23 protein-coding genes are annotated in these 18,136 nt (G+C 69.6%); 14 read left to right on the top strand and 9 right to left on the bottom strand.

The window, feature by feature from the left end; translation table 11 throughout:
• Positions 1 to 379 precede the first annotated feature (379 nt).
• The gene (dapE, locus tag ACFORO_RS40625) at positions 380 to 1,453 is read right to left on the bottom strand and encodes a succinyl-diaminopimelate desuccinylase (protein WP_377873715.1); all 1,074 of its coding nucleotides are present in this window, start codon (positions 1,451 to 1,453) and stop codon (positions 380 to 382) included.
• A gap of 42 nt (positions 1,454 to 1,495) precedes the next feature.
• Here dapE and ACFORO_RS40620 point away from each other — a divergent pair, with 42 nt between their 5' ends.
• From ACFORO_RS40620 to ACFORO_RS40610, 3 genes are all read left to right on the top strand, one after another.
• Positions 1,496 to 1,936, top strand: coding sequence for a hypothetical protein (locus tag ACFORO_RS40620; RefSeq protein WP_354745430.1), 441 nt, complete (start codon positions 1,496 to 1,498; stop codon positions 1,934 to 1,936).
• 29 nt (positions 1,937 to 1,965) lie between these two features.
• Positions 1,966 to 2,946, top strand: a complete 981-nt coding sequence (dapD, locus tag ACFORO_RS40615; protein WP_377873714.1) for a 2,3,4,5-tetrahydropyridine-2,6-dicarboxylate N-succinyltransferase — start codon at positions 1,966 to 1,968, stop codon at positions 2,944 to 2,946.
• 99 nt (positions 2,947 to 3,045) lie between these two features.
• Complete coding sequence (locus ACFORO_RS40610) at positions 3,046 to 4,005, top strand: CHAD domain-containing protein (protein WP_377873713.1); 960 nt, start codon at positions 3,046 to 3,048, stop codon at positions 4,003 to 4,005.
• Here ACFORO_RS40610 and ACFORO_RS40605 read toward each other — a convergent pair.
• Positions 3,998 to 5,395: an FAD-dependent monooxygenase gene (locus ACFORO_RS40605; RefSeq protein ID WP_377873712.1), complete on the bottom strand. Its 1,398-nt coding sequence runs from the start codon at positions 5,393 to 5,395 to the stop codon at positions 3,998 to 4,000. The genes ACFORO_RS40610 and ACFORO_RS40605 overlap by 8 nt on opposite strands.
• An 87-nt stretch (positions 5,396 to 5,482) precedes the next feature.
• Here ACFORO_RS40605 and ACFORO_RS40600 point away from each other — a divergent pair, with 87 nt between their 5' ends.
• Positions 5,483 to 6,103: a TetR/AcrR family transcriptional regulator gene (locus tag ACFORO_RS40600; protein WP_377873711.1), complete on the top strand. Its 621-nt coding sequence runs from the start codon at positions 5,483 to 5,485 to the stop codon at positions 6,101 to 6,103.
• A gap of 264 nt (positions 6,104 to 6,367) precedes the next feature.
• Here ACFORO_RS40600 and dapC read toward each other — a convergent pair whose 3' ends face one another.
• The 3 genes from dapC to ACFORO_RS40585 all read right to left on the bottom strand — a co-directional run bounded on the left by dapC (position 6,368) and on the right by ACFORO_RS40585 (position 8,067).
• Positions 6,368 to 7,456 (bottom strand): succinyldiaminopimelate transaminase, encoded by a 1,089-nt coding sequence (dapC, locus tag ACFORO_RS40595; RefSeq protein ID WP_377873710.1) that lies wholly within the window; start codon positions 7,454 to 7,456, stop codon positions 6,368 to 6,370.
• Positions 7,453 to 7,773, bottom strand: coding sequence for a ferredoxin (gene fdxA, locus ACFORO_RS40590; RefSeq protein ID WP_009072848.1), 321 nt, complete (start codon positions 7,771 to 7,773; stop codon positions 7,453 to 7,455). Before fdxA ends, dapC begins: the two co-directional genes overlap by 4 nt.
• Before the next feature lie 120 nt (positions 7,774 to 7,893).
• Positions 7,894 to 8,067, bottom strand: a complete 174-nt coding sequence (locus ACFORO_RS40585; RefSeq protein ID WP_093575832.1) for a hypothetical protein — start codon at positions 8,065 to 8,067, stop codon at positions 7,894 to 7,896.
• Between the two features lie 47 nt (positions 8,068 to 8,114).
• On the opposite strand from ACFORO_RS40585, the gene ACFORO_RS40580 reads away from it, so the two are divergent.
• The 8 genes from ACFORO_RS40580 to ACFORO_RS40545 all read left to right on the top strand — a co-directional run bounded on the left by ACFORO_RS40580 (position 8,115) and on the right by ACFORO_RS40545 (position 12,811).
• The gene (locus ACFORO_RS40580; protein ID WP_377873709.1) at positions 8,115 to 8,864 is read left to right on the top strand and encodes a GNAT family N-acetyltransferase; all 750 of its coding nucleotides are present in this window, start codon (positions 8,115 to 8,117) and stop codon (positions 8,862 to 8,864) included.
• Entirely contained in the window at positions 8,861 to 9,853 is a 993-nt protein-coding gene (cofD, locus tag ACFORO_RS40575) for a 2-phospho-L-lactate transferase (protein ID WP_377873708.1), read from the top strand. The genes ACFORO_RS40580 and cofD overlap by 4 nt, the downstream gene beginning before the upstream one ends.
• Positions 9,846 to 11,183 (top strand): coenzyme F420-0:L-glutamate ligase, encoded by a 1,338-nt coding sequence (locus tag ACFORO_RS40570; RefSeq protein ID WP_377873707.1) that lies wholly within the window; start codon positions 9,846 to 9,848, stop codon positions 11,181 to 11,183. Before cofD ends, ACFORO_RS40570 begins: the two co-directional genes overlap by 8 nt.
• Complete coding sequence (locus ACFORO_RS40565; RefSeq protein ID WP_354745410.1) at positions 11,180 to 11,707, top strand: NUDIX hydrolase; 528 nt, start codon at positions 11,180 to 11,182, stop codon at positions 11,705 to 11,707. Before ACFORO_RS40570 ends, ACFORO_RS40565 begins: the two co-directional genes overlap by 4 nt.
• Positions 11,708 to 11,716: 9 nt before the next feature.
• Positions 11,717 to 11,863, top strand: a complete 147-nt coding sequence (locus ACFORO_RS40560; RefSeq protein WP_093575833.1) for an LPXTG cell wall anchor domain-containing protein — start codon at positions 11,717 to 11,719, stop codon at positions 11,861 to 11,863.
• A complete protein-coding gene (locus tag ACFORO_RS40555; protein ID WP_344288708.1) occupies positions 11,860 to 12,213 on the top strand; it encodes a GntR family transcriptional regulator in 354 nt (117 codons plus the stop codon). Before ACFORO_RS40560 ends, ACFORO_RS40555 begins: the two co-directional genes overlap by 4 nt.
• Positions 12,214 to 12,245: 32 nt before the next feature.
• The gene (locus tag ACFORO_RS40550) at positions 12,246 to 12,410 is read left to right on the top strand and encodes a hypothetical protein (RefSeq protein ID WP_377873706.1); all 165 of its coding nucleotides are present in this window, start codon (positions 12,246 to 12,248) and stop codon (positions 12,408 to 12,410) included.
• A 68-nt stretch (positions 12,411 to 12,478) separates the two neighbouring features.
• Positions 12,479 to 12,811, top strand: a complete 333-nt coding sequence (locus ACFORO_RS40545; protein ID WP_377873705.1) for a hypothetical protein — start codon at positions 12,479 to 12,481, stop codon at positions 12,809 to 12,811.
• A gap of 103 nt (positions 12,812 to 12,914) precedes the next feature.
• Here ACFORO_RS40545 and ACFORO_RS40540 read toward each other — a convergent pair whose 3' ends face one another.
• Positions 12,915 to 13,808, bottom strand: a complete 894-nt coding sequence (locus tag ACFORO_RS40540) for a DNA-3-methyladenine glycosylase family protein (RefSeq protein ID WP_377873704.1) — start codon at positions 13,806 to 13,808, stop codon at positions 12,915 to 12,917.
• Positions 13,808 to 14,887, bottom strand: coding sequence for an NDP-sugar synthase (locus ACFORO_RS40535; RefSeq protein ID WP_354745401.1), 1,080 nt, complete (start codon positions 14,885 to 14,887; stop codon positions 13,808 to 13,810). The genes ACFORO_RS40540 and ACFORO_RS40535 overlap by 1 nt, the downstream gene beginning before the upstream one ends.
• Positions 14,888 to 15,027: 140 nt before the next feature.
• On the opposite strand from ACFORO_RS40535, the gene ACFORO_RS40530 reads away from it, so the two are divergent.
• Entirely contained in the window at positions 15,028 to 15,507 is a 480-nt protein-coding gene (locus ACFORO_RS40530) for a hypothetical protein (RefSeq protein WP_344288719.1), read from the top strand.
• Between the two features lie 304 nt (positions 15,508 to 15,811).
• On the opposite strand, the gene ACFORO_RS40525 is transcribed toward ACFORO_RS40530, so the two are convergent.
• Together ACFORO_RS40525 and ACFORO_RS40520 are read right to left on the bottom strand one after the other, a co-directional pair.
• Positions 15,812 to 16,675 (bottom strand): glycosyltransferase family 2 protein, encoded by an 864-nt coding sequence (locus ACFORO_RS40525; protein WP_377873703.1) that lies wholly within the window; start codon positions 16,673 to 16,675, stop codon positions 15,812 to 15,814.
• 70 nt (positions 16,676 to 16,745) lie between these two features.
• A complete protein-coding gene (locus ACFORO_RS40520) occupies positions 16,746 to 17,381 on the bottom strand; it encodes a TetR/AcrR family transcriptional regulator (protein ID WP_354745439.1) in 636 nt (211 codons plus the stop codon).
• 133 nt (positions 17,382 to 17,514) lie between these two features.
• Between ACFORO_RS40520 and ACFORO_RS40515 the strand changes: the two genes are divergently transcribed.
• Positions 17,515 to 18,132 carry an SRPBCC family protein gene (locus ACFORO_RS40515; protein ID WP_377873702.1) on the top strand — a complete coding sequence of 206 codons (618 nt, stop codon included), beginning with the start codon at positions 17,515 to 17,517 and terminating at the stop codon, positions 18,130 to 18,132.
• The last annotated feature ends 4 nt before the right edge of the window (positions 18,133 to 18,136 follow it).

Raw genomic sequence — 18,136 nt, 5'->3', positions numbered from 1 at the left:
CTCCCGGCGACACGCACCCCGCCCAGCCCTACTGAGAAAACCTCAATGTGGCATTGGGTGCATCCCACGCACCCAATGTGGCGTTCGGTGCATCTGACGCACCCAACGCCACATTGGGGCGCTAGCCCCAACCCAAAACCGCAGCCGATGCACCCAACGTTCGGTGCACCCAGCCCCCAAACCGCACCGGTGCACCCAACGTTCGAGGCACCCAGCCCCTCCCCCGCACCCCGATACGAAGCCGCCCTGCGGTTCGGGGGTGCTTGTCAAGGCATCTTTCCCGCCTTGACAAGCACCCCCAGACCGTCAGCACACTCAAGCTTCGGGGTGCCCCACGCACGACAGGGCGCAATGTCGCCGCCAGGCGACGAGCCGAACCTCAGCTAAGAAACTCCCTCAACACCGAAGCAACCCCCCGAATCTCCCCCACCCGCACATTCTCCTGCTGAGTATGAGCCAAAGTAGGATCCCCCGGCCCAAAATTCACCGCAGGCATCCCCAACGCGGCAAACCGAGCCACATCAGTCCACCCCAACTTAGCCGCCGCAGTCCCCCCAGCCGCAGCCACAAGCTCCGCAGCAGCAGGCGCAGACAACCCAGGCAACGCCCCCGGCGACATATCCACCAACGTCACGTCAAACCCGTCAAAAACCTCACGCACATGCGCCTCAGCCTGCTCCGCACTGCGATCCGGCGCAAACCGATGATTAACCGTCAGAACAGCAGCATCAGGCACCACATTCCCAGCCACCCCACCAGAAATAGCAGTAGCCTGCAGCCCCTCCCGATAAGTCAGCCCGTCAATATCCACCACCCGAGCCGAATAAGAAGCCAACCTCCGCAACGGCTCAGCCAACGCATGAATCGCATTCGACCCCATCCAAGCCCGCGCAGTATGCGCCCGAGCCCCGGAAGTCCGAACCTCAACCCGCAAAGTCCCCTGACACCCAGCCTCGATCACACCGTTGGACGGCTCCCCCACAATCGCCAAATCCCCCAAAAGCCACTCGGGCAGCTCCCGCTCGATCCGCCCTAGCCCGTTCTTAACCGCCTCAACCTCTTCATTGTCATAAAAAACAAACGTCACATCATGCCGAGGCTCCGGCAAAGTAGCGGCGAGATGCAAAAACACCGCATCCCCGCCCTTCATATCCACAGCCCCAAGCCCATGCAGCACCGCGTCGTCCCCCGCGCCAGTAAGCCGAGAAGGCAAATTGGCATTCTCCGGCACGGTATCCAAATGCCCGGCAAGAATCACCCGAGTAGCCCGTCCCAAATGAGTCCGCGCCAAAACAGCATCCCCATTGCGCACAACCTCCAAATGCGGAGCCTGCTCCACCAACGCCGCCTGCACCGCATCAGCGAGCTTCCCCTCCTCCCCGGAGACGCTGAACACATCCACAAGGGCAGCAGTGAGCTCGGCCGGATCGGCGCGCAGGTCAAGGGAGGTCATACCGGCACCGTACCCAGCAAGGACGGGGGCTACCGTGAGGACGTGCGCACGCGAAGCTCCCTGGTCGCTCTCGGCGTCCTCGCCCTCGTCCTCACCGGCTGCAGTACCGAGGCCGGGCCCAAGGCCCGCCCGGGAGCCGGCGATCCGGGTCCGGACGCCCTGCCGACCAAGCTCGAGGCGCTGTCGGCCGACTCCTGCTTCACCGGCCCGCAAACCCAGCTGCCCAAGGGCTGTGAGAAATACGTCACCGAGGTCGGCAACACCGCCGGTTCGGTGCACAAGCTGGCGAAAGCGGGCAAGACGGTCAACCAGCCGCTCGACCGCGACGCGACCGCGATCGACCAGGCGGTCGGCGCGTTCCGCCAGGCAGGCTGCACCACCACGGCGACCCCGGGCGGGGAGTGCACGCAGGCGCTCGTCTCGATCTCGGCCGCGCTGACCGAGGTCAAGCAAAAGGTGAGCCAGCTGGCCACCACGGGTTGATCCGGCCCGCTTCAGCTACCGTGACCAGCGTGAGCGAGCAGACCCCTGACCCCGAAACGACCGGCGCCGTCGGCGTCGGGCTGGCGACCGTCACGTCCGACGGAACTGTGCTGGACACCTGGTACCCGCACCCCAAGCTGGTCGACGCAGGCACCGGCGGCACCGAGCGGCTGACCGCGGAGCAGACCGCCGAGCTGCTCGGCGAGTCCGCGGCCGCGCTGCTCGGCCCGGACACCGACCGCGGTGTCGAGGTCGTCGCGGTGCGCGTCACGATCGGCAGCCTTGCCACCGCGCCCGCCGACGCCCACGACGTCTACCTGCGCTTGCACCTGCTGTCGCACCGGCTGGTCCGGCCGCACGGGCAGAGCCTCAACGGCATCTTCGGCCTGCTGGCCAACGTCGTGTGGACGAGCCACGGCCCGTGCCCGGTCGAGGGCTTCGAGCAGACCCGGCTGCGGCTGCGTTCGCGCGGCGCGGTCGCGGTGTACGGCGTGGACAAGTTCCCGCGGATGGTCGACTACGTGCTGCCGACCGGCGTCCGCATCGCCGACGCCGACCGCGTGCGCCTCGGCGCGCACCTGGCGTCCGGCACCACCGTGATGCACGAGGGCTTCGTCAACTTCAACGCGGGCACGCTCGGCGCGTCGATGGTCGAGGGCCGCATCTCGGCGGGTGTGCTGGTCGGCGACGGCAGCGACGTCGGCGGCGGCGCGTCGATCATGGGCACCCTGTCCGGCGGCGGCACCGAGGTGATCTCGGTCGGCGAACGCTGCCTGATCGGCGCGAACGGCGGCGCGGGCATCTCCCTCGGCGACGATTCGGTGATCGAGGCCGGGCTGTACATCACCGCGGGCACCAAGGTCGAGGTCGACGGCAAGACGGTCAAGGCGCGCGAGCTGTCCGGCATCTCCGGCGCGGTCTTCCGGCGCAACTCCGCGACCGGCGCGGTCGAGGTCGTGCCGCGCGGCGGGGTCGGCATCAAGCTGAACGAAGCACTGCACGCCAACTGATCCAGCCTTCGAGAGGGTGCGCTTCCCGCGACGGGGAGCGCACCCTCTCGCTGTTTCGGCGGACTCCGATCCGATCGTTGTTCACCTACTATTAACCAGGTGACTTCCGAAGCGACCAGCCGCCGCCGTACTCCGGAACCGACGACGCCGGCCGCACTCGGGCTCCCCGCCGAACCGGCGAAAGCGGACCCCGAGGCCCCGGCGGCCGCGCACGTGCGCGCCAAACTCGACCACGAACTGCGCGAACTGCTGTCCCGCGAACCCGGCACCCGGGCCGGTGCCGACCCGGAAGAACTGCACCAGATGCGCGTGGCGCAACGGCGGATGCGAAGCGTGCTGAAATCGTCCAGCGCGCTGGTCGGGGCCACTGCGGAACCCGTGCGCGCCGACCTCGGCTGGCTGGGCCAGGTCCTCGGCGAGGTCCGCGACTACGACGTCCTGATCGGCCACCTGCGCGAGGTGATCGCCGACTTCGACGTCCGAGACCAGGCCGCCGGACGACGGCTGGTGTCCCGCTTCGTCGCCGAACGCACCACCGCCCGCCGACGGCTGAACCGCGCGCTGTCGAGCCCTCGGTACGCGACTCTGCTGCAGGGCGTCGCCCAACTGTCCCGCACCGCGGAGCACGAGATCGACGAGACGCCGTCCGAGAAACCCGGCTTGGCCGCCGACGTGCGCAAGCCGTACCGGAAGCTCGCCCGCGCGGTCGCCGCCCTGCCGCCGAATCCGCCGGACGACGACCTGCACGCGCTGCGCATCCACGGCAAGAAACTGCGCTACACCGCCGAATTGGCCCGATCGGCGGCGAAGAAGAAGCAGGCCGAAAAGCTGTCGGAGCTCATCAAGGCGACCCGCAAATTCCAGACCGTCCTGGGTGATCACCAGGACGCGGTTTACGCCGCGGAGAAGGTGCGCGGCGCGCTGGCCAACGCGGACGCGGAGATCGGGTTTGTCGCTGGCCGGATCGTCGAACACGAACTAGCCAAGCGCGCCCGAGCCCGAGCCGCATGGCTCGATGTGTGGCACCGCATCGAAAAAGCCGAGCACGCGGTCATTTAACCGACCACACATACCCGTCCGGCCGCACCAGCACCCGCTTCCCCGGCACCCCTTCATAAGCCGCGTAAGCATGCCCGCCCGCGTCAACGAATTCCCCCGTCGATCCCTGCGGCAAAATCCGATAAGCCGGATGCTCCGTCCCGAGCGGACCCTCGCCGAACACGAGTTCTGTCGCATGTGGACCCCGGAACAACTCGAACAGCCGCACCCCCTTGCCATTCCCGTCGACAAGCGGCGCGTCCGGCGCCCGATCCCCCGGTCGCAACGCACCCGTGCCCACCGGCGACAGCGGTCCGCCCCGGTAAGTCAGGTCGAGCTGCTGCGTCTCCGGTCCGCGTTTGTGCGCGTCCTCGGAACCTTCCTTGTACTTCTCCAGCAACGCACTGCTCACCCCCAGCACCCGCGCCGCGACCGCGCGCCGTTCCGCCTCGTAGCTGTCCAGCAGCGCAGGCGATCCGTCGGCAAGCTTCCAGGCGAGGTTGTACGCGTCCTGCACGCCGGTGTTCAGCCCCTGCCCGCCCGTCGGCGGGTGCACGTGCGCGGCGTCCCCGGCTAGGAACACCCGGCCCTGCCGGAACGCCGCGGCCAGCCGGATGTTCGGCCGCCACACCGTGGACCACGCCAGGTCGAGCAGCCGGATCCCGCCGCCGGACACCCGGTCCAGGTGCGCCTGCAACGCGCTCAGCGAGGCCTCCGCGGCACCGTCGCCGAGCGGGGACGAGAACTGGAAGTGCGGCGTCCCGGCGAGCGGTGTGAACGCGACGCCGGACATCGGCTCGTCCGCCGTCGCGAACCAGTACCCCGAGTCGTGGTCGAGACCCTCCGCCGAGACGTCGCCCAGCAGCAGCCGGATCGACTCGTCGGTGGTCCCCTCGAAGGCGATCCCCAGCGCCTTGCGCACGAAGCTCTTCCCGCCGTCCGCGCCGACCAGGTACTCGACCCGAACTGTCTCCCCGGTCGACAGCTCGGCGGTGACACCCTCGTCGTCCTGCGTGAAGCCGGTCAGCGCGGTGTTCAGCTCCACCCGCACACCGAACTCGGCCAGCCGGTCCCGCAGGATCCCCTCGGTCTGCGACTGGCCGAGGAACCAGGCGTTCGGATACGGCACTGCGGGCGTCGGCTCGACCGGTTCCGCCATCCGCCGCACCATGGCGAACTTCCCGTCGAGGTACACCTTCGCCGGATACGGCGGCGCACCTGCGGCGTGCACCGCGTCCAGCACGCCCAGATCCTCGAAAACCTCCATCGTGCGCGGCTGCAGCCCGTCGCCGCGCGAACCGGCGAAGTACTCCTCCGCCTTGTCCACGATCCGCACGCCGACCCCTCGCCGCGCCAGCTCGATCGCCAGCGTGAGCCCCGTCGGCCCCGCTCCCGCCACCAGCACCGTCATACCCCTCGCCCCTTTCGGTGAATGTTGATTCAGTGAATCTAGGTTCAGAATGCCCGCTGATAGCGTTCCCGTCAAGGGAGGTGCCGGATGACGGCGACGAGCCGCAAGGACAAAGCCGCCGAAACGGAAACGGCGCTGAAGGAAGCGGCCAAGCGCGTGTTCGCGGCCAAGGGCTACCTGAACACGAAGATCACCGACATCACCAAGGAAGCGGGCCGCGCCGCCGGGTCGTTCTACAACCACTTCGCGGGCAAGGAAGAACTGCTGGTCGCCCTGCTGGCCGACCTCGCCGAGGACAGCGACCGGCAGGCCGCGGGCGAGGACCATCTGTCCGATTTCAGCGATCCCGCAGCGGTCCGCTGGCACGTGCGGCAGTACTGGGACTTCTACCGCGCCAACGCGCCCACGATGCTCGCGCTTCGTCAGGCGGCGATGGTGAACGACGACTTCGCCGCCGTGTATGCGAACTTCGGCGCCACGCAGGCCTCAGACGTCGAGAGCCACCTCGAATACGTCACGGCGGCCGGCTTGCGGCTCCCCGCGAACACCCAGCTCACCATCGCGATGATGTATCAGCTGATCGACAACTTCGCGCAGATGTGGCTGCTGACCCCGCCACCGGCGGGCTGGAACCAGCCGTCGGACGAGGAAGCGATCGAGGCGCTGACGCGGTTCGTCTACCGCGGCTTCACCGGCCGCGACTACTGAACCCACGGGCCGGCACACGACGCGGAGGTCCGTGAAGGGCTCCTTGAGGGAATCTGATTCCCTCAAGGAGCCCTTCACGGACACTTGCGGGAGCGGAGAGCTGCACCGGCCGCCTCGTCCCGGCCATACGGTCCCGCTGAGAGCGCCCCAATGTGGCATTGGGTGCATGCGACGCACCCAATGTGGCGTTCGGTGCGTCAGATGCACCCAATGCCACATTGGGGCGCTTTGAGCTGGACGGCAGGCCAGGCGGGAGCGAGGTCGTTAGCCCTGTGCGAGGCGCTCGGCGGCGGCCTCGATGCGCTCGTCCGTCGACGTCAGCGCGACGCGCACATGGTCGCGACCCGCGGGCCCGTAGAAAGTCCCCGGCGCGACCAGAATCCCGCGCCCGGCAAGCCATTCCACCGTGGCCTGCGCGGATTCCCCGCGCGTGGCCCAGAGATACAGCCCAGCCTCGGAATAGGTGATCTCAAACCCGCTGTCCTGCAACGCCTTCCGCAGCACCACGCGACGCGCACGGTAGCGTTCGCGTTGCACGGCAAGGGCTTCGTCGTCGGTGAGCGCGGCCACCATCGCCTGCTGCACCGGACGCGGCACGATCATGCCGGCGTGCTTGCGCACCTCCAGCAACGTCTTCACCAGTTTCGGGTCACCGGCCACGAAACCGGCGCGGTAGCTGGCGAGGTTCGCCGACTTGGACAGCGAATGCACCGCGAGCAGGCCGTCCGTCTGTCCACCGTGGACGGACGGATGCAGCACCGACAGCGGTTCCGCCTCCCAGCCGAGCGAGAGGTAGCACTCGTCGGACACCACGACGGTGCCGCGGTCGCGCGCCCATTCGACCACCTTGCGCAGGTGGTCGACGCCGAGCACGCGGCCGGTCGGGTTCGACGGCGAGTTCAGCCAGATCATCGCCGGGCGGCGCGGGCCGAGCTGGGTCAGCCCGTCCGCGCGCACCACCTCGGCGCCCGCGAGCAGCGCGCCGACCTCGTACGTCGGATACGCCAGCTCCGGGATGACCACCACGTCGCCCGGCCCGAAGCCGAGCAGCCGCGGCAGCCAGGCCACGGCCTCTTTCGAACCGATCGTCGGCAGCACGGCGTCCGGTTCGACGCCGGTGATCCCGTACCGCCGCCGCAACGCCGTGACGGCCGCTTCGCGCAGCTCAGGCGTGCCGTGCGTGGTCGGGTAGCCGGGGATCTCCGACACCGACGCGAGCGCGGCGCGGATCGAGTCCGGCACCGGGTCGACGGGCGTGCCGACGGAGAGGTCGACGATGCCCCCGGGATGCGCCTGCGCGCGGGCCTTGACCTCGGCGAGCGAATCCCAGGGGAAGTCGGGCAGCCGGGTCATTCGCCCTGCGGGGGCAGAGCCTTGATGAACCCCGGGTCGTGCGCGGTCTTGCCGACCTTGGAGGCACCGCCGGGCGAGCCGAGCTCGTTGAAGAAGTCGACGTTCGCCTTGGTGTAGTCGGACCAGTTGTCCGGGACGTCGTCCTCGTAGTAGATGGCCTCGACCGGGCAGACCGGCTCGCAGGCGCCGCAGTCGACGCACTCGTCCGGGTGGATGTACAACATCCGCTCGCCCTCGTAGATGCAGTCCACGGGGCACTCGTCGATACACGCCTTGTCGAGCACGTCGACGCAGGGCTCGGCGATCACGTAGGTCACTGCGTACTCCTGGCTTCTCCTGCTGGGCCGGTCGGTGCGGACATTACGCGCTTCCCTGGCCCCCGGTGGTGGTTAGGCGACCCTTATCCCACCCCTGGAAACGGGGCGGATCCGCGCCGCTCAGCGGTCCCGGCGACGCGGTTTCGGCGCGTTCCGGGCATCGCCGGTAATCGTGAACGCGGGGCCGGCGGGCTTGCCGTCCTCGCGTTTTTCTTCGAGAGTCCGCTTGAAGCCATCGGCGATCTCGTCGACAAGCTCGTCGTTGTGCCGGTCGTCCTTGCGCGCGTAGCTCATGGGGTTCTCCTGCGGAACGGGACAGCTCTCTCCGTCACAATCTAACCGTGAACTCCCGGGAAAAGCTCGAAATCGTGTGCGCGAAAGCATGGCCGGCGGTGGTCGAGGAGCCGCTCGGACAATGGACTTTGCGCTGGGCGGACGGCTTCACCGGGCGCGCGAACAGCACACTCGCCGTCGGCGACCCCGGCCGCCCGCTCCCGGACGCGCTCGACGCTGTATGTGACTTCGCCCACGCTCGCGGCATTCCGCCCGCGGTCCAGGTGCTGGAAGACAGCGAGCTGGAGCGCGCGGTGGCCGCGGCGGGCTGGCGCGAGCAGGTCGAACACGCCGCCGGGCACCAGGTGTCGGTACTGACCGGTCCGCTGCCGTCCGGGCCTTCGCGCGGCGCCGAGGTCCTCGACCAGGCGACGCCGGAATGGTGGGACTTGGCCGAGGGCACCACCGAGCCGAGTTCCGCCCAGTGGCACGTCGTGACCACCGGAAAGGTCGGCTACGGCGTCGTGCTGGCCGACGGAATCACCGCGGGAGCGGTGCGCGGCGCGATCGTGGACGACTGGCTGCACGTCTCCCGCCTCGCGGTCGCACCGGCGTTTCGCCGCCGCGGCCTCGCCACGACGGTGCTGCACGCGCTCGCGGACTGGGGCCGCGCGCACGGAGCCGGCAAGTGGGTCCTGCAAGTGGCGGTGGGCAACACCGGCGCACTCGCGTTGTATTCCGCGCTGGGCTGTTCGGAGCACCACAGGTACCGGTACTGGGGCCCGGCGCCGCGGACGTGCGAGGATCGCCAGTCGTGAAGATCGTCGTACTGGTTGGCGGGGTGGGCGGCGCCCGCTTCCTGCTCGGGGTCAAAACCGCACTCGGACTTCCCGCGATCGGCGCGGGCGAGTCCCCGCACGAGATCACGGCGCTGGTCAACACCGGCGACGACGTGTGGATGCACGGCCTGCGCATCTGCCCGGATCTCGACACCTGCATGTACACCCTCGGCGGCGGCATCGACTCCGAACGCGGCTGGGGCCACGCGGGCGAGACCTGGACGGTCAAGGAGGAACTCGCCGCCTACGGCGCGGAGCCGACCTGGTTCGGGCTCGGCGACAAGGACATCGCGACGCACCTGATCCGGTCGCGGATGCTGCGCGCGGGCTATCCGCTGTCCCAGGTCACCGAGGCGCTGTGCGACCGCTGGCAGCCCGGCGTGCGGCTGCTGCCGATGTCGGACGACCGGGTCGAGACGCACGTCGTGATCGACGACCCGGAGCAGCCGGACCAGCAGAAGGCCGTGCACTTCCAGGAGTGGTGGGTCCGCTACCGGGCGGGCGTGCCCGCGCATTCGATCGTCGCGGTCGGCAACGACGAGGCCAAGCCCGGCCCCGGTGTGCTGGCCGCGCTGGCCGAGGCGGACGTCGTGCTGTTCGCGCCGTCGAACCCGGTCGTGTCGGTCGGCACGACGCTCGGGGTGCCCGGGGTGCGCGACGCGCTGCGGAAATCCCGCGCGAAGGTCGTCGGGGTGTCGCCGATCATCGGCGGGAAAGCGTTGCGCGGCATGGCCGACGCGTGCCTCACCGCGATCGGCGTGGAGACCTCCGCGGAGGCGGTCGGCCGGCATTACGGTGCGCGAACCGAGGGCGGCGTGCTCGACGGCTGGCTCGTCGCGCCGGAGGATCACGAGGTCACGGTGCCCGGCGTGGACATGCGCGCGGTGCCGCTGCTGATGTCCGATGTGGACGCGACGGCGGACATGGTCCGCGCGGCGCTCGACGTAGCGGGAGTCCCTCTTGACTGACCACGCTTCCCAGAAGATCGAGATCCTGCCGGTCCCGGGATTGCCGGAGTTCCGTCCCGGCGACGACCTGACCGGCGCGATCGTGTCCGCCGCGCCGTGGCTGCGGTCCGGCGACGTGGTCGTGGTGACCAGCAAGGCGTTTTCGAAGATCGAGGGTCGGCTCGTGCGCGTGCCGAGCGATCCCGAGGAGCGCGACGCGGCCCGGCGCAAGCTGGTCGAGGAAGAATCGGTGCGGGTCGTCGCCCGGATCGCGCGCACGCTGATCACCGAGAACCAGTTGGGCATCGTGCAGGCGGCGTCCGGGATCGACGCGTCGAACGTGCGCGGCGACGAAGTGGCGTTGCTGCCCGCGGATCCGGACGCGTCCGCTTTGGCTCTGCGCAACGGCTTGCGGGAACGGCTGGGCGTCGAGGTGGCCGTGGTCGTCACCGACACCATGGGCCGGGCCTGGCGAGTCGGCCAGACGGACGCCGCGATCGGCGCGTCCGGCCTGCGCGTACTGCACGGGTATGCCGGACAGGTCGATTCGCAGGGCAACGAGCTGGCTGTTACGGAAATCGCGGTCGCGGACGAGATCGCCGCCGCCGCGGACCTGGTGAAGGGCAAGCTCGGCGGGCTGCCGGTGGCGGTCGTGCGCGGGCTGCAGATCCACGACGACGGTTCCACCGCGCGCACCCTGATCCGTCCGATCGAAACCGACCTTTTTCGGTTGGGCACCAACGAATCCATCGCACAGGGCCGTCGGGAAGCCGTGCCGCACCGGCGTTCCGTCCGGCAATTCAGCGACGACCCGGTGGATCCCGAGGCGATGCGTCGCGCCGTCGCAGCCGCGCTCACCGCGCCCGCGCCGCACCACACGCACCCCGTCCGCTTCATCTGGCTGCGCGACGAAGGTCTGCGCCGCAAACTCCTCGACGCGATGCGCTCGTCCTGGGAAGCCGACCTGACCAGCGACGGTTTCACGCCCGAACAGATCGCGAAACGCCTGTCCCGCGGCGATATTCTCTACCGCGCACCGGAACTCGTGATCCCGTTCCTGCTGCCCGAAGGCGCGCACACTTACCGCGACGACCGGCGAAACCGGCACGAGCGCACCATGTTCACCGTCGCCGCCGGCGCCGCCGTGCAGGGTCTGCTGGTCGCACTGGCCGCCGAAGACCTCGGCTCGTGCTGGATCGGCTCGACCATCTTCGCCGCCGACCTGGTCCGGTCCACTTTGGACCTCGACGACCAGTGGCACCCGCTCGGCGCGGTCGCCATCGGATACCCGGCCGAACCCGCTCCCCCGCGCGGACCGCTCACCACCGGCGATGGGCTGATCGAACGATGACCCTGCACGAATCCGCCGTCGCCGCGCTGACCGAGTGGAAGCCCGGGCCCGCGTCGCAAGAGTCGCTGCGGCAAGCGTTTCTCGGCTTCCTGGCGTCGCGTTCGGACACTTGCCAGCGTTCCTGCGAGGCGGGACACCTGACCGCGTCCGCGGTGGTCCTCGACTCGACCGGCACGCAGGTCCTGCTGACCCTGCACCCGCGCGTCGGCCGCTGGCTGCAACTCGGCGGGCACTGCGAACCGTCCGACGCGTCGCTGTCCGAAGCCGCCCTGCGCGAGGCGACCGAGGAATCCGGCATGAGCGGCCTGGTGATCGGGGAAACGCCGGTGCACCTGGACGTCCACCCGATCACCTGCTCGCTCGGCGTCCCCACTCGGCATTTCGACGTCCGGTACGCCGTGCACGCACCTCCCGGCGCGGAACCCGTGCGCAGCGAGGAATCCGACGACCTGCGCTGGTGGCCGGTCGACGCGCTGCCCGCGGGTTCGGAAGATCTGGCCGAACTGATCGCGGCGGCCCGTTAACCTGGGCGCATGGACCTGGCGCGACCCCACCTGCACCCGGGCGACACCGGCGTCGCGATCAGCGGATGGGTGGTGCTGATCGGCTTCGCGGTGGCGTTCGCGCTGCTGGCGCTGGGCATTGTGGTGAGCATCCGGAGGAAACGGCGGCAACGATGAGCATCAGCTACGACCCGGCTTCGCCCGTTCCGCCGTTCGAACAGGTCCGGACCTCGCTGGCGAACCAGATCAACGACGGCACTCTCGCGGTCGGCACGAAACTCCCGACGGTGCGCGGACTGGCCGCGGACCTGGGCATCGCGCCGAACACCGTGGCGCGCGCGTACCGCGAACTCGAGGAAGCCGGACTGCTGGAAACCCGAGGCAGAGCAGGCACTTTCGTCGGCGCGACGGGCGACGAAACGCTGTCCCGCGCCCAGGCAGCCGCGGCCACGTACGCCGAGGTCATCCGCGGGCTGGGCTTGTCGGCCGAACAAGGCGTGGCGATCGCGGCGGCTGCCCTGCGCTGAGCGCGGCGAGGAATTAGCATCGGGTTTTGCCCGTGCCCGACCCGATTGGGAAGCCCATGCTGAACCTCGTCCTGCCGGGCGCGCTGATCCTGCTGCTGGTGGTCGTACTGGTCCTGAAATTCACGGTGGGACGGCCTAAGCAGCCTCCGCAGCAGCCCGGGCAGCAGTACCCTCCGCAGCAGCCCCCGCAGGACTGATCCATTCCGGTGCGCGAACCCAACTGAGCGGCCTACGATGGACCCTCGCCCAGGGGAGGATCTTCATCATGGCTGTGCAGCCTTGGCACCTCATCATCTTGATGCTGCTGGCTGGAGTGGTGGCCGTGATCGTGGTGACGGTGCGAGCCTCGTCCCGGCGGAAGCAAGGCCCGCCGCCGGGCTACTTCCCGCCGCAGCAGGGCTATCCGCCGCCCGGCCAGCACGGCTACCCCGCGCCCGGCCCGCAGCAGCCCGGCTATCCCGCGCAGAACTACCCCGGCCAGCCCGGCTACCCGCCGCCCGGCCCGCAGTACCCGAACGCCCCGCAACCGCCCCAGCCCGGTGCCCAATACCCGCCGCAGGGACCCGGTCAGCAGCCAGGCCCGTACCCGCCGCGCTGACCTGCATCGCCCAGCAACCTCGGCGGCCGAGACCTCAGCGCTGGCTCGCCTCGCCCGGTAGCCCCACAGCCGGAACCTCAACCTCCGCACCCATCGCGCCGAGCTACATCGCCCGGTAATCCCGCAGCTCAATCCGCGGCCCGAACCTCGGCTTCCGAGCCCCAGCCGCCCCTAAATACCGGATCGCGCGTTGCCGTTGCGGCGCGTACGGCGCGAGCACCCGCGCCATCTCCTCGTCGTCGATCTTCCGCCCGAGCAGCGTGTGCCCGACCATCGCCGGGATGTTGTAGTCGCCGAAGCTGACCGCGTCCGGGTCGCCCCACGCGCGCTGGGCGATCTCCGCCGCCGTCCACACGCCGATGCCGCGCACCTTCCGCAGCCACGCCCGACCCTCGACCCCGCGCAGCCGCACCGCTTCCTCCAGTCGCGGGGCCACCCGGGCCGCCTCGATCAAGGCCGTGCGGCGCTTCAGGTCCACGCCGATCTTGTGCCAGTTCCAGTCCACAATGGACCGAATGGCGACCGGATCCGGCGGCACCCGCAGGGAATCCGGACCCGGTCCGGGTGCGCGCGTACCGAACCACCGGCACAGCTCCGCCCACGACCGGATCGCTTCCTTGCCGCTCACCTTCTGTTCGAGGATCGCCAGCACCAGCGCGTCCCACACCCGCCCGGTCGACCCGAGCCGCAAGCCGGGCGCGTTGCGGCGGCCTTCGGCGATCACGTCGTGGTGCGCGACGAATCCGGTGTCGTCATCGTCCGCGCCGAGCAGCGCGGGTACGCCCTCGAGCAGGAAATCCGCGCCGTCGCCCCAGGCTTCGGCCTCGACGACCCCGTCCGGCCGGTGCAGCAGCGCGAGCGTTCCCTTGCCGCCGGGCGTGTTCGCGGCCAGCCACCAGACGCCGCGGTCGCGCCGGAAGTTCAGCGACCCGCGCCCACGGCTCAGCGGACCCAGCACCTGCGCCAGATCCACCGGAAACCCCGGACGCCACTCCATCACGCGTCGCTCGAAAACCGGATGCCGCCGTCCGGCACCGAAACGCCGGGCCAGATCCGCACGCCAGCAAGCAATTCGCAGCCGGCCCCCACCGACGCGCCGTCGCCGAGCACCACACCGCGCAGCACCGCGCCCTCGCCGACCTGAGCTCCGCGGCCCAGCACCGAATTCTCCACAACCGCGTCCGGACCGATCACCGCGTCGTCGAACACGACCGAGCCGGACACCGTCGCGCCCTTTCCGACAATGGCCCGCGCACCGATCGTCGTGCCGTCGGTGAGCTTCGCTCCGGTGAAGACGGAAGCCGCGTCCAGCACCAGAAAATCGCCGGTCGGCCCGGCCAGCGCCGACGTAGGCGCGACGCCGCGAACCAGATCGGCACTGCCGCGCACAAAAGCTTCCGGGGTGCCGACGTCGAGCCAGTACGAAGAGTCGACAAATCCGTGCAGATGCGCGCCGTTCTCGAGAAGCCCGGGGAACGTCTCGCGCTCGACCGACACCCGCCGCCCCGTCGGAATGGTCTCGATCACCGGACGGCGGAAGACGTAGCAGCCGGCGTTGATCTGGTCCGTCGGCGGGTTCGGCGTCTTCTCCAGGAAGGCGGTGACGCGGCCGTCGGAATCAGTCGGCACCGAGCCGAACCGGCTCGGGTCGGGGACGCGCTGAAGATGCAGGGTGACGTCCGCGCCGGAGTCGAGGTGGGTGCGCAGCTGAGCGTGCAGATCGGCTCCGGAGAGGATGTCTCCGTTGAAGACGATCGCGTGGTCGGCGCGCAGCCGGTCGTAGACGTTGCGGATGGCGCCGCCGGTGTCGAGCGGCTCGTCCTCCACCACGTACTCGAGTTCCAGGCCGTGCGCGGACCCGTCGCCGAAGTACTCCTCGAACACCTCGGCCCGGTACGACGTGCCGAGCACCACGTGCCGGATTCCGGCCGCGCGGATGCGGGAGAACAGGTGGCTCAGGTACGGCGTGCCCGCCGTCGGCAGCATCGGCTTCGGCGCGGACAGCGTGAGCGGGCGCAGCCGCGTGCCCTGGCCGCCGACCAGTACGACGGCGTCGACCTCGACCTCGGACGTCACAAAAATCTCCTTTGTATCACGCACCGCTGAGCGACAAGCCGCGGGAAACGTGGGCGGCGCGGGCCCCGAGGGCCTACCCTAGACAGGAAACAGGCGGGCCTTTCCCCAGAGGCCCCGGGTCAGTCGGGAGGCCGAGGGGAATGGACCCCCGCGATCGCGCGGACGCTTTGCTCGCACGCGCACGATCCCGCGGCGCCTTCGTGGTGACGCCGGACAACATGACGTCTCCGATGGATTCCTCCAGCACCCAGCAGATCTCCAGAGCGGTGGTCTCCGGGCTGGACCCCGACACCACGACGCAATTGCCCGCGTCGCTGATCGAAGAGAACGACCATCCGCTGGCAGGCGGCTCGCGAACCCAGCCGTCGCCGCATCCGCTGGCCCAGCCGACGCCGACGCGGCCGCTCGAGATCCCGGGCCCGCAGAACACCCTGCCGCAGCCGACGGTGCCGAGCCCGGCCGGTCCGCAGACGACGACGCCGCTGGTCCCGCGCCCGCAGGCGAAGCCGGTGGCGAGCCCGCTGAAGGAACCGGCCGAGGAGGAAATGACCGGCCTGGTCCCGACGGTCAAGCAGAACAGCGGCCGGTCCAATCTGTCCCGGCGGCTCGACGGGCTGTGATCCTCGCGGGGTCTCCCCCGGCCCGGGTTGCCCGGATTGCCCAGGGAGACTTCCCGTGCGGGAGGTCGCGTCTCCCGCGAGCGATCTTTACGACCGCAAAGTGTTGCGGCTGCTGAGCATCCGGACGCCCGCGGAGGCACGCCGGTTGCCCCTGCTGTCCTTTGCGGACCGCCGCCGCTGTTGTCCGGGGGTCGGGTTTGCTGTGCGTGAGGGGAACCCTGAGGGAATCAGAGTCAATGAGGGTTCCCCTCACGAACCTACGGACTCGGGCGGCCCCGGGTGCCAGTCCCGGCGTCGCGGACCGTCAGCCCTTGCGGGTCTCCAGCTTCACGCGCAACGCTAGCCCGAGCTTCACCGCCGCCAGCACCGGCTTCCACAGCAGCCCCTGGTGCCGGTCGGCGAGGTAGCGGTAGGCGCTCGAGTGGTGGGCGCGCAGCATCTTCGCCGACGCGCGCGCCGTCGAGTGGCCGCCGATGTGCATCACGCTCGACGACGGGGCGTAGACGTTCTGCCAGCCCGCCTTCGCGAGCCGGTCGCCGAGGTCGACGTCCTCGAAGTACATGAAGTAGCGGGTGTCGAAGCCGCCGACGGAGTCGAACGCCTCGCGCCGGAAAAGCTGGCAGGAGCCGGACAGCCAGCCGGACGTGCGCTCGGTCGGCGCGGCGTTCTCCTGGCGGTATTCGCGGGTCCACGGGTTGCCCGGCCAGACCTTGCTGAACACCGCGTGCCCGATCCCGCGGCCGAACGACGGCAGCAGCCGCGCGGACGGGTAGACGGTCCCGTCGAGGTCGTGGATCAGCGGCCCGAACGCAGCCCCGCGCGGCCAGCGGCCGGCGACCTCGAGGAGCGCGTCGAGCGAGCCCGGCTCCCATTCGAGGTCCGGGTTGACCACGACGACCCAGCCGTAGCTGTCGTCGAGCGCCGCGACGCCGCGGTTGGCGGCGGTCCCGTAGCCGACGTTCTCGCCGATGCTGACGAGCGTCACGTTCTCGCGTTCGGCGGCCTTTTCCGGAGCGCCGTCGGTGGACGCGTTGTCGGCGACGACGACGTGGACGTCGCGGTCAGTCGCCTTGTCGAGCGTGTCGAGGAACTTCTCGAGCGTTTCGCCAGGGAAGTAGGTCACGGTCACGACGCCGACGCGGTCACCATACGTGCGCTGCTCAGTCACCGCGCCATTGTCCACTGCTCACGGACGGCTACGTCAGCCCACCGACCCGGTCACCCGCAGTCACTTCCGCTTACGCTTTCAGCTCGGCCAGTTCGTCGTCGATCAGCAGGGCCGGGTCGAACTTCATCCCGGTGAAGTGGCCGGCCAGTTCGAGCGACAGCACGCCGTGCAAGCGGGTCCAGAAGGACAGCGCGCGCCGCACCGCGCCGGTGCCGACGGTGTCGCTGTCCACCCACTCGCGATGCGTTTCCAGGTGCACGTGGAACGTCGTCGCCGACTCCGGTTCGCCCAGGGCCGAGTTCGCCTTGATCAGGACTTCCATGACCTCGTTGGAGATCGCCGTCGTGTCCGGCGGCGCGTGGTAGCCGGGCACCGGAGTGCCGTAGATGAGGAAGTACCGCTGCGGATCGGCCTTGGCCCAGTCGCGGATGACGTGGGCGAGGGCCAGCAGGTCCGCCCCGGAATCCGCCGCCGCCCGGACGGTGTCGGCGAGGCTCCGGAACGCGTCCCGGATCAACGCGGTGATCAGCTCGTCCCGGCCGCGGTAGTACCGGTACAGCGCGGGCACGGTCATGCTCATCTGCTTGGCGATCGCGGTCAGCGACAACGCCGGCAGCCCCGCCTCGGCGATCTGGTTCCGCGCGTGCTGCTTGATCTCCCCGCGCACCTGCTCGCGGTAGCGCTCCCGCGGTGCCTGTTCGGTCATCGGCCGTTCCCCTTCGCTCATCCCCGCACAGTGTAGTTAAGCCCCTTCACTTCCGCTATTGACGTTCACGATGGCGAGCTTGTACGGTCTTAACCGTAGTTAAGATTATTAACTGACACTAATGGAGTTCACCATGACGAACACTGCACGCCGCCTGCGCGCCGCCCTCCTCGCGCTTCCGATCGCCGCCGGACTGCTGGGCGCCGCGCCCGCGCAAGCCGCCACCACGCACCCGGGTTCCCTGACCTGCCAAGGCAACGGCATCGACCGGACCGCCCAGCTCCACCACCGCGCGGAGACCTTCATCAAGGCCCCGCTGAGCACCGTGTGGCGGCTGCACACCAACGTCGAAAGCTGGCCGCAGTGGCAGAAGCCGGTCACGAGCATGAAGCGCCTCGACCCGGGCAGGCTGCACCCCGGTTCGCGGTTCCGCTGGACCACACCCGCCCCGGCCACGCCGTCGACACCGGCCACGACGCTGGTCATCACGTCGACCGTCCACCAGGTCAAGCCCGGCCAGTGCATCCGCTGGTCCGGACCCGCGATCGGCCAGGGCCTGCGGATCGACAAGGGAACGCACGTCTGGAACTTCGTCCCGGTGCGCGGCGGAGTCGTCGTGCGCACCGAAGAAAGCTGGACCGGGCCGCAAATCGAGGCCGACCCCGCCACCGCGATCAAGTACCTGGCCCCCGGCCTGGACCTCTGGCTCGCCGATTTGAAGGCCGCCGCCGAAGCCCACTGCCACCGCTGACCAC

It is taken from the genome of Amycolatopsis halotolerans (assembly GCF_042647905.1).
Classification (GTDB): Bacteria; Actinomycetota; Actinomycetes; order Mycobacteriales; family Pseudonocardiaceae; genus Amycolatopsis; species Amycolatopsis halotolerans.
Note: the sequence above shows the minus strand (reverse complement) of the source record. Positions and strands in the feature narration are given on the sequence as shown.